Below are 11,024 nucleotides of genomic sequence, written 5' to 3' on the forward strand. Positions count from 1 at the left end.
GTTGGTACAGTGTTTGCTGTAGTAGCCTGAACATTATAAGCCCATAGCAAAACAGCCCTGACTAAGATTTAATCCACTTGTTCAGAGAGCTACAACATAGCGAAACTGTCTAGATTTATGAAATTCTCCCTGCCTTTTGTGGACAAGCTACCTAAAATCCCTAACCGTGCCATGCCTGCGATTGGTGCACCTGTTATGGTACTTGCAACGCTTGCTATGGTGGTGTTGCCCATTCCAGCTTTCTTGTTGGATATGTTCTTCACCTTCAATATTGCACTGTCTATGGTTGTGCTATTGGTATCGGTTTATACCCGCAGGCCTTTAGATTTCGCTGCATTCCCGACCGTCCTGCTGATTGCGACTCTACTTCGATTGGCCTTGAACGTTGCTTCGACACGTGTGGTATTGCTCCATGGTCACGAAGGTGGCGACGCGGCAGGTAACGTGATTGAAGCCTTCGGTAACGTGGTTATCGGTGGTAACTACGCGGTTGGTTTAGTGGTGTTCTTGATTCTTATGATCATCAACTTCATGGTTGTAACCAAAGGTGCGGGTCGTATCTCGGAAGTAAGCGCGCGTTTCACGTTAGACGCCTTACCGGGTAAACAGATGGCAATCGATGCCGACTTGAACGCAGGTTTGATCGACCAAGACCAAGCGCGTCTGAGACGTTTTGAAGTCACCAAAGAAGCTGACTTCTACGGTTCGATGGACGGTGCTTCTAAGTTTGTTAAAGGCGATGCGATCGCTGGTATCTTAATCTTATTCATCAACATCATTGGTGGCTTGAGCATTGGTATGGCTCAGTTTGATCTTGGTTTTGGTGAAGCAATCGAAATCTACACGCTACTGACTATCGGTGATGGTCTGGTTGCACAAATTCCATCTCTATTACTGTCTATTGCAGCTGCGATGATGGTAACGCGCCAAAATACTGATGAAGATATGGGTGAGCAACTTGTCTTCCAGATGTTCGACAATCCAAAAGCCTTGATGATCACCGCCGCCATCCTTGGCATCATGGGTATTGTTCCGGGTATGCCACATTTCTCGTTCTTGAGCCTTGCCATCGTTGCCGGCGCGGGGGCGTATTACATCGATAAAAAGAACAAGAAGAAGGCGGAAGAGCCTAACCTTCCGGCGACAGTTGAAGCGAATGGAGAAGTAGGCTCTCAGAAGGAGCTCTCTTGGGATGATGTTCAACCTGTCGATATTATTGGTTTAGAAGTGGGTTACCGTTTAATTCCTTTGGTTGATAGAGACCAAGGTGGTGAATTGCTTGAACGCGTTAAAGGTGTGCGTAAAAAGCTGTCTCAAGACTTTGGTTTCTTGATCCCAGCGGTACACATTCGCGATAACCTAGAACTGACACCAAACAGCTACCGTATTACCCTGATGGGTGTTGCTGTGGGTGAAGCTGAGATTAAGCCAGACATGGAGCTCGCGATTAACCCGGGCCAAGTCTATGGCATGATCGATGGCGAGCCGACGATTGACCCTGCCTTTGGCCTTGAAGCGGTTTGGATTCGTGAAGAGCAGCGTGAACACGCACAAGCTCTAGGTTATACCGTTGTAGATTCTTCTACAGTACTGGCGACACACCTTAGCCAGCTGCTAACCAACAACGCATCGCAGCTCATTGGCCACGAAGAAGTTCAGAATTTACTTGAGATGCTCAGCCGCTCAACACCTAAGCTGGTGGAAGGTTTTGTACCGGATCAATTGCAGTTGGGTGTGGTTGTGAAAGTGCTACAGAACCTGCTGAATGAAGCGATTCCAATTCGTGACATTCGAACCATAGTCCAAACTTTGTCGGAGTATTCAGGTAAGAGTCAAGAACCTGACATACTTACTGCGGCGGTTCGCATCTCATTGAAACGATTAATTGTTCAGGAAATCAATGGTATAGAGCCCGAGTTACCAGTGATAACCTTGATTCCTGAGCTGGAACAAATCTTGCATCAAACCATGCAGGCATCCGGCGGAGAATCTGCTGGTATTGAACCTGGTTTAGCCGAACGTTTACAGACCTCTCTCAGCCACGCTACACAAGAGCAAGAGCTGAAAGGTGAGCCCGCGGTACTATTGACCTCTGGCGTGTTGCGTTCGACTCTGGCTAAGTTCGTGAAGAACACGATCCCAAGCTTGCGAGTCTTGTCTTACCAAGAAATACCGGACGAAAAGCAGATACGTATAGTACAAGCTGTTGGTAATTAAGCCGCCTAATTAGAATGGACAATCGAATTGAAAATTAAACGATTTTTTGCAAAAGATATGCGAACGGCTCTGCTCCAAGTTAAAGAAGAACTTGGTTCAGAAGCGGTGATCATGTCTAACAAAAAGGTCGCAGGTGGCGTGGAAATTGTTGCCGCTATTGATGGCGAATCCAGCCCGTCGACAGCGAGCCAGAGATTAAATAAACCTCAGCAGCCTGCACAAAGCCAATATACGCAAATGGCCGCGCCCGCAGCTCCTGCTGGGCGACGTCAACTAGACGATGACAAGGTTAGCCTACAGTCGAATGTTGAAGGTGGACGCTCAATGACTAAGCGCTTTGCGAATATGCTTAAGCAATACAGTCATGGCGCCGATGATGAGCCACAGCATCGTGCAGAAAATGAAGATTCATTGTCAGCATTGCTCAATCGCCAATCAAGCACGGGCCATAAGCCTCATAGTCATCAGACTCAAAGCAATTTGCAGTCTCATGGCCATCAGCAATCTCACGGTAACCAACAGTCTCACGGAAATCTTGATTCTGCATTTGCTCGTGAAACGGGTTTGTCTAAGTTGATTGCTGAAGACCGCAGAGTAGAGCGCCCGACACCTCGCTTGGATCCTACCCGTTATGATCGTGGTCGAGAGAACACTCAGTCCAAAGGTTCTGATACTGAAATGGAAACGATGCGCGAAGAGATGACCTCAATTCGTCGTCTGTTAGAGCATCAAGTTTCTGGGTTGATGTGGCAAGAAGTTGAGCGCCGTGAACCACTGAGAGCCATGCTTATTAAGCGCCTTGAACGTATGGGTGTATCTGCAGAGCTTGCCGATCAAATGGCTTGCTACATTCCTGAAGATACTAAACCTGCACGTGCATGGAAGGCTCTGTTAGCTCTGGTTGCTGACCAAATCTCCGTTACACAAAAAGATATTTTAAAACGCGGCGGTATTGTGGCTCTACTTGGCCCAACCGGCGTGGGTAAAACAACGACTGTTGCAAAGCTAGCTGCACGTGCTGCCATGGAATATGGCGCTGATAACGTCGCACTAGTGACAACTGACACATATCGTATAGGTGCACATGAGCAGTTATCGATCTACGGCCGAATTATGGGTTGTCCTGTAAGAGTTGCTAAAGATTCTAGCGAACTGGCCGATGTAATATATCAGTTACGTAATCGTCGCCTGATTCTGGTCGATACTGCAGGCATGGGACAACGAGATGTTCGCCTATCTGAGCAGTTAGACACATTGATGCAAGAGAGTGGTTCCGTTATCAATAGCTACCTTGTGTTGCCTGCAACCGCGCAACGCAAAGTGCTGCAAGAAACAATTGAACACTTTAGAAGAATCCCGTTGTCGGGATGCATCATGACTAAGCTGGATGAATCCCTAAGTCTAGGTGAATTCATCAGTGTCGTAATACAAAATGCATTACCAGTTGCTTACATAGCAAATGGTCAACGAGTTCCTGAAGATATCGTTATAGCTCAGCCAAAGTACATGATTGCTAAGGCTAATGAGCTATTAGAAAAATCTACAGAGAATGAACCTCATTACTGGAATAGCGATTCTGAAGGGCTCTAGGCGGCGGATAAATATGAATGAAAATATGATACATGACCAAGCTAGCGGCCTCCGTCGCTTAACCAAGCCTTCACTCACAAAAGTTATCGCTGTAACCGGTGGTAAGGGAGGCGTTGGTAAATCTAATGTGACGTTAGGTATGGCTATTTGCATGGCGCGCCAAGGCAAAAAAGTCATGGTGCTAGATGCCGATTTAGGACTAGCGAACGTCGATATCATGCTAGGTATTCGTTCTAAACGAAACCTTGGGCATGTGTTGGCTGGCGAATGTGAACTTAAGGATGCGATTGTCGAAGGGCCGCACGGAATTAAAATTATTCCAGCGACATCGGGCACTCAAAGCATGACTGAACTTTCACACGCACAGCATGCTGGTTTGATTCGCGCATTCGGTTCGCTTGAAGACGAGATGGATATCTTGTTGGTTGATACCGCAGCCGGTATTTCGGACATGGTGATCAGCTTCTCAAGAGCGGCGCAAGACGTGGTTGTCGTGGTATGTGATGAACCTACCTCGATCACGGATGCATATGCTTTGATTAAGCTTTTAAGCAGAGAACACCAAGTTCAGCGATTCAAAGTTGTTGCAAATATGGTCAGAAGCTACCGCGAAGGCCGAGAATTATTTGCAAAGTTGACTTTGGTCACAGAGCGCTTCTTGAATGTGAGCCTCGAACTCGTAGCATGTATTCCTTTAGATGATAAAGTACGTCAATCAGTCAAGAGACAGAAAATCGTAGTCGATGCGTTTCCTCGCTCTCCAGCTGCATTGGCAATCAGCTCTTTGGCTAACAAAGCCTTGACCTGGCCAATACCAAAAACACCGAGCGGACACTTGGAGTTCTTTGTTGAAAGGCTGCTGAATCGTACTGAATTTATAGAGGAACCATTTGGTGAATAAAGCGCTTACTTACGACCAACACGCTAATCACAATAGCCAACAGGCTTTTTTTGAGAAGTACTCTGTGTTGGTTAAACGTATCGCTCATCACTTGTTGGGGCGATTACCGCCTAATGTATTGGTTGATGACTTAATTCAAGCTGGCATGATCGGCTTGATTGAAGCGCAACAAAACTATGATGGTACCAAAGGCGCAAGCTTTGAGACGTATGCTGGTATTCGGATTCGCGGGGCAATGTTGGATGACATTCGCCGTGGGGACTGGGTGCCGAGATCGGTTCATAAGAACAATCGAGAAATCAGCAGTGCAATTGCGGAATTAGAGGGTATCCTCAACCGCGACCCGAGTGATGCCGAAGTGGCAAAACACATGGGGCTCAGTTTAGAGCAGTATCACAGTGCTTTAACTGACATTAATTGCTCAAGACTGGTTGGAATTGAAGATTTAGGCGTCTCAGATGATGTAATATCTCCGAATGAAGACTCTCAAGATAATACGCCTTTTCAAGGGGTTGCTGATGAGTCATTCCGCCAAGCTTTGATCGATTCGATAAAACAACTTCCGGAAAGGGAAGGCCTTGTGCTTTCGCTTTATTACGACGAAGAACTCAATTTAAAAGAGATTGGGGAAGTGTTAGGTGTCAGCGAATCTCGTGTCAGCCAAATACTGAGCCAATCTATGCAGCGTTTACGCACTAAGTTAAGTGCTTGGACACAGAACGACTAACAACACTGATCCTATTCAGTGGAGGCTAATTTGAACAAAAACATGAAAATTCTCATTGTTGATGATTTTTCAACGATGCGCCGAATTGTTAAAAACCTACTTCGCGATTTAGGTTTCAACAACACTCAAGAAGCAGATGATGGCTTGACCGCGTTACCTATGCTGAAAAAAGGCGAATTTGATTTCGTGGTAACTGACTGGAACATGCCAGGCATGCAAGGGATTGACCTGCTTAAACACATTCGCGCAGACGCAGAACTTAAGCACCTTCCAGTGCTTATGATCACAGCTGAAGCGAAGCGTGAGCAGATCATCGAAGCTGCGCAAGCGGGTGTTAATGGTTACATTGTGAAGCCTTTCACTGCTGCAACGCTGAAAGAGAAACTTGATAAGATTTTTGATCGCTTATAAGCATCAATAAATTTAGGCACTTCTAGGTAAACACTGACTGATAAGTTATCTGTTTATCTCGATAGCCTAAGCGCACAAAGTATGCGGAGTAAGGCCGAATTCAGGATGATTTCATTAGAACAAGCAAAAAAATTAGTAGAGCTGCTTGAGAACGATGAGCAGCAAAATGCTGATTCTCTTGTGAGAAGCATTTATGAAGATAACTTTAGTCTTCAAGACAATCCAATGCTTCAAGAAATAGGAAGTCTGACACGCGACCTCCACGACTCTTTGACTCAATTCAATTTCGATGAACGCATCAGCGTTATCGCAAATGACGAAATCCCTGATGCAAGGGATCGCCTTCAGTATGTCATTGATAAAACGGAAGTTGCGGCAAATAAGACGATGGACGCTGTCGATCGCTGTATGCCAATCGCAGACAACCTACACGAGTGTTTACTTCAAGTAAGGCCTCAATGGAATGAACTGATGCATGGCCGCATTGAGCTGGCACAATTTAAAGCTTTATGTCACCGCATTGATGGATTGCTTGTCCAAGTAGAAGGCGACAGTACTGAACTACGCGGACAATTGACTGAAATCTTGATGGCTCAGGATTTCCAAGATTTAACTGGGCAGATAATCAGCAAAGTTATTACCTTGGTGAATGAGGTGGAAGGACGTTTGGTCGAGATTCTCACGGTATTCGGTGCGAATCAAAAAGAGCCAACTCCAGAGTCAGAGAAGAAAGCATCGATTGCGCCTGAAGGTCCAATTATGAACCCAGAAGAGCGCGAAGACGCTGTCGCATCTCAAGATGAAGTCGACGATTTGTTATCCAGTCTTGGATTTTAAAGGTAACGTATGAGCTACGATTTAGACGAAGATATTCTTCAGGACTTTTTAGTCGAAGCAGGAGAGATCCTTGAACTCCTATCAGAACAACTGGTAGAGCTTGAGAATAACCCTGACGACAAAGACCTATTAAATGCTATTTTCCGTGGTTTCCATACAGTAAAAGGTGGTGCTGGTTTCCTAGCATTAACTGAGCTGGTGGATACTTGTCATGGTGCTGAGAATGTGTTCGACATTCTGCGAAACGGCCAACGCAGCGTAACATCAGGTTTGATGGATACCATGCTGCAGGCGCTAGATACAGTCAATGTACAGTTTCGCGCCGTGCAAGATCAGGAACCTTTAGTGCCAGCCGACCAATCTTTATTGGATGAACTTCACCGTCTCTGTAAACCAGAGTCTGCGGATGAAGTGGCACCAGTAGAAGCGCCTGCACCTATTATCCCTGAACCTGTTGTTGCAGCGCCTGAGCCTGTTATTGCTCCGGAACCTACTGCTGAAAGCTCAAACATCAATGCATCTTCAGTCGATGATATCTCTGAAGATGAGTTTGAACGCTTGCTTGATGAGCTTCACGGTAAAGGTGGTTCACCAACAGCGCCTTCTGCACCAACAGCGCCGCCAGCACCCGCTGCACCTCAGTCTGTTGCTGACAGTGGTGATATTACTGATGACGAATTTGAAAAGTTATTAGATGAATTGCACGGTGCGGGTAAGAGCCCGACAGCGGCAAGTTCAACGCCTCCTCCACCGCCAACGCCGCCAGCAGCACCTGTTTCGGCGATGTCTGAAGGCGATGATCTGATGACTGACGAAGAGTTCGAGAAGTTACTTGACCAACTACATGGCTCAGGTAATGGACCTTCGATTGAAGAATTGGATGCCGCGACTAAGCCAGCAGAAGTTAAGGCAGTAGCACCTCAAGCTGCGCCTAAACCTCAACCAGCCGCGCCAGTTGCCGTTAAAGCTGAGCCAAAACCGAGCGCTCCAGCAAAAGCTGAAGTTAAAGTGCCGGCTAAGAAGCAACAAGCTGAAGCGACAGTTCGTGTTGATACATCAACACTGGACACCATCATGAACATGGTGGGTGAACTGGTATTGGTGCGTAACCGACTAGTCAGCCTAGGCCTCAACAGCAACGACGAAGAAATGTCGAAAGCTGTCTCTAACTTAGATGTTGTTACTGCAGACCTTCAAGGTGCGGTAATGAAGACTCGTATGCAGCCGATCAAGAAAGTATTTGGTCGCTTCCCACGAGTTGTCCGTGACCTTGCTCGTAGCTTGAAGAAAGACATCGTTCTTGAAATGCGTGGCGAAGAAACGGACCTTGATAAAAACTTAGTAGAAGCACTTGCTGATCCCCTGATTCACTTGGTGAGAAACTCGGTCGACCATGGTATTGAAATGCCAAACGACCGTGTTGCTGCGGGTAAATCACAAACGGGTAAAGTGATTCTGTCTGCCTCTCAAGAAGGTGACCACATTGAACTGGCTATCGTTGATGACGGTGGCGGTATGGACCCTGATAAGCTTCGTGCTATCGCGGTTAAACGTGGCCTGATGGATGAAGATGCAGCGTCTCGCTTATCAAATAAAGAGTGTTTCAACCTGATTTTTGCTCCTGGCTTCTCAAGCAAAGAGCAGATCTCGGATATATCTGGTCGTGGTGTGGGTATGGACGTTGTGAAAACAGCGATCAACACACTGAACGGCTCTATTGATATTGATTCAGAAATGGGACAGGGCACCAAGATCACCATCAAGGTTCCACTAACCCTAGCGATTCTACCAACCTTGATGGTCGGTGTTGCGGGTCACCCATTTGCATTGCCATTGGCATCGGTTAACGAGATCTTCCACCTAGATTTAAGCCGCACAAACGTGGTTGATGGTCAGCTGACGATCATCGTTCGCGATAAATCTATTCCGTTGTTCTACTTGCAAAACTGGCTTGCACCTAAAGCGGGTATTGTTGAACTGCGTAAAGGGCACGGCCATGTTGTTATCGTGCAACTTGGTAGCCAACGTGTTGGTTTTGTTGTCGATACGCTTATCGGTCAAGAAGAAGTCGTGATCAAGCCACTTGATAAACTTCTGCAAGGCACGCCAGGAATGGCAGGCGCGACAATTACAAGTGACGGACACATTGCATTGATTCTAGATGTGCCGGACTTGTTGAAGCAGTACGCAGCTGCGTCAAGAATTTAATTTAAGGATAAATATGGCGATTAAAGTATTAGTCGTTGATGATTCGAGTTTTTTTCGTCGTCGCGTTAGCGAGATCATCAACTCAGAGGCTCGCCTAGAAGTCATTGATGTCGCAGTAAACGGTAAAGAAGCGGTTGAGAAAGCGAAACAGCTAAGACCTGACGTAATCACGATGGACATTGAAATGCCTGTCATGGACGGCATCACTGCCGTTCGTGAGATCATGGCCGCGTCTCCAACGCCTATTTTGATGTTTTCATCGTTAACGCATGATGGAGCGAGAGCAACGTTAGATGCGTTAGATGCAGGTGCTCTCGACTTCCTTCCTAAGAAGTTTGAAGACATTGCACGTAACCGCGACGATGCAGTTGCATTGCTTCAACAGCGTGTGATTCAGATTGCAGCGAAGCGTGCATTTATGCGTCGTGCTCCTATTGCGCCGAGAGCGACTGCGACGACTTCAACATCTACGCTATTGCGCCAGCCGATTTCAACAGCAGCTTCGACTTCGACAGCGAAGCCTGCGGTTGCATCAACGGCGAAATTCAGAGCGTCAGGTAAGAAGTATCAATTAACAGCCATTGGTACTTCGACTGGCGGCCCTGTTGCTCTACAGAAGATTTTGACTCGCATCCCTGCACACTACCCACATCCAATTGTGTTAGTTCAGCATATGCCAGCAACATTCACAGCGGCTTTTGCTAGTCGCTTGAACACCTTGTGTAAGATTGAAGTTCGTGAAGCGCAAGACGGTGATGTGCTAAAGCCTGGCGTGGCGTATCTTGCTCCGGGTGGTAAACAGATGATGGTGGATGGCCGCGCAGGGTCTGCACGTCTAAGAATTATCGATGGCGGCGACCGCATGAACTACAAGCCTTGTGTGGATGTCACATTCGGCTCTGCAGCGAAGATCTACGGCGACAAAGTCTTGTCTATGATACTGACCGGTATGGGAGCAGATGGCCGAGAAGGTTCGCGTATGTTGAAAACTGCGGGCTCGACGATTTGGGCACAAGACGAAGATAGTTGTGTTGTATATGGTATGCCTCAAGCTGTAGCAAAAGCTGGCATTTCTACTGAAGACCTACCTCTAGACCGCATTGCGGAAAGGATCTTGGTTGAAGTTGGGTTAGCTTAGGTAAATCGAAATGATTGTTTGGAGTGTTGCAAACCAAAAAGGTGGTGTTGGTAAAACGACCACGACCGTGACTCTAGCAGGTTTACTTGCGTTGAAGGGGCACCGTGTTCTGTTGGTTGATACTGACCCACATGCATCACTGACCACCTATCTGGGTTACGACTCAGATACGGTGGAATCGAGCCTGTTTGATCTGTTCCAGTTGCGTGAGTTTAATGCGCAGACGGTAAGACCTTTGCTTCTACAAACGGAAGTCGAAGGTATCGATATTATCCCTGCGCACATGTCTTTGGCGACATTAGACCGTGTAATGGGAAATCGAAGCGGCATGGGGTTGATCTTGAAGCGTGCTTTGGCCGCTTTGAAAGACGACTATGACTATGTGTTGATTGATTGCCCGCCAATTCTTGGTGTGATGATGGTCAATGCATTGGCTGCTAGCGATCGTATATTGATTCCGGTACAGACTGAGTTTTTGGCGATGAAGGGCTTAGAGCGCATGATTCGCACTTTGACCATCATGCAGAAGTCTCGCAAAACACCGTTTAAGGTTACGATTGTCCCAACGATGTACGACAAGCGAACCAAAGCCTCACTGCAAACATTAACGCAGCTCAAAGATGATTACCCAAACCAAGTTTGGACGTCTGCTGTGCCGATTGATACCAAGTTTCGAGATGCGAGCCTAAAGCGCTTGCCAGCCTCTCATTTTGCATCGGGTAGCCGTGGTGTATTTGCTTATAAACAGTTGCTTATTTATCTCGAAAGGTTGGCGATAAATGAGCGCGAATAAAGAATCAACATTGGCGCAGCCAAGTCTCTCCAGTGAACAAGCACTGGATGATTATTTTACTGCGCTGTTAGGTGATGAAAGCTTTGAATCTGACGATTTTTTTGTTGACGAGTCGAGCGACGAATCACAATCTGAAGAGCCAGAGCCAGAGCCAGAGCCAGAGCCAGAGCCAGAGCCAGAGCCAGAGCCAGAGCCAGAGCAA

Annotated in this window: 9 protein-coding genes and 1 pseudogene; all 10 read left to right on the forward strand. The window is 46.9% G+C overall.

Features of this window, described 5'->3' with window-relative positions; all coding sequences use genetic code 11:
• The first annotated feature begins 117 nt into the window (after nucleotides 1–117).
• Nucleotides 118–2,217, forward strand: coding sequence for a flagellar biosynthesis protein FlhA (flhA, locus tag AB6F11_RS16165; protein ID WP_017064115.1), 2,100 nt, complete (start codon nucleotides 118–120; stop codon nucleotides 2,215–2,217).
• 27 nt (nucleotides 2,218–2,244) lie between these two features.
• A complete protein-coding gene (gene flhF / locus AB6F11_RS16170; RefSeq protein WP_029235190.1) occupies nucleotides 2,245–3,807 on the forward strand; it encodes a flagellar biosynthesis protein FlhF in 1,563 nt (520 codons plus the stop codon).
• 13 nt (nucleotides 3,808–3,820) lie between these two features.
• Nucleotides 3,821–4,708: a MinD/ParA family protein gene (locus AB6F11_RS16175; RefSeq protein ID WP_017060668.1), complete on the forward strand. Its 888-nt coding sequence runs from the start codon at nucleotides 3,821–3,823 to the stop codon at nucleotides 4,706–4,708.
• Nucleotides 4,701–5,435, forward strand: a complete 735-nt coding sequence (locus AB6F11_RS16180; RefSeq protein WP_017060667.1) for an RNA polymerase sigma factor FliA — start codon at nucleotides 4,701–4,703, stop codon at nucleotides 5,433–5,435. Before AB6F11_RS16175 ends, AB6F11_RS16180 begins: the two co-directional genes overlap by 8 nt.
• Before the next feature lie 42 nt (nucleotides 5,436–5,477).
• On the forward strand, nucleotides 5,478–5,846 hold the full coding sequence (gene cheY / locus AB6F11_RS16185; RefSeq protein ID WP_016767062.1) for a chemotaxis response regulator CheY: 369 nt from the start codon (nucleotides 5,478–5,480) through the stop codon (nucleotides 5,844–5,846).
• 105 nt (nucleotides 5,847–5,951) lie between these two features.
• Entirely contained in the window at nucleotides 5,952–6,683 is a 732-nt protein-coding gene (locus AB6F11_RS16190) for a protein phosphatase CheZ (protein WP_017064113.1), read from the forward strand.
• 9 nt (nucleotides 6,684–6,692) lie between these two features.
• Nucleotides 6,693–8,891 (forward strand): chemotaxis protein CheA, encoded by a 2,199-nt coding sequence (locus tag AB6F11_RS16195; protein WP_102393293.1) that lies wholly within the window; start codon nucleotides 6,693–6,695, stop codon nucleotides 8,889–8,891.
• A gap of 13 nt (nucleotides 8,892–8,904) precedes the next feature.
• Entirely contained in the window at nucleotides 8,905–10,029 is a 1,125-nt protein-coding gene (locus AB6F11_RS16200; protein WP_102321169.1) for a chemotaxis response regulator protein-glutamate methylesterase, read from the forward strand.
• Nucleotides 10,030–10,039: 10 nt separating this feature from the next.
• Complete coding sequence (locus tag AB6F11_RS16205) at nucleotides 10,040–10,822, forward strand: ParA family protein (protein WP_017064111.1); 783 nt, start codon at nucleotides 10,040–10,042, stop codon at nucleotides 10,820–10,822.
• Nucleotides 10,809–11,024, forward strand: a pseudogene (locus tag AB6F11_RS16210) (chemotaxis protein CheW); the annotation flags it as partial. The gene AB6F11_RS16205 and the pseudogene AB6F11_RS16210, both read left to right, overlap by 14 nt.

It is taken from the genome of Vibrio sp. 10N.247.311.14, from assembly GCF_041467715.1.
Classification (GTDB): Bacteria; Pseudomonadota; Gammaproteobacteria; order Enterobacterales; family Vibrionaceae; genus Vibrio; species Vibrio crassostreae_C.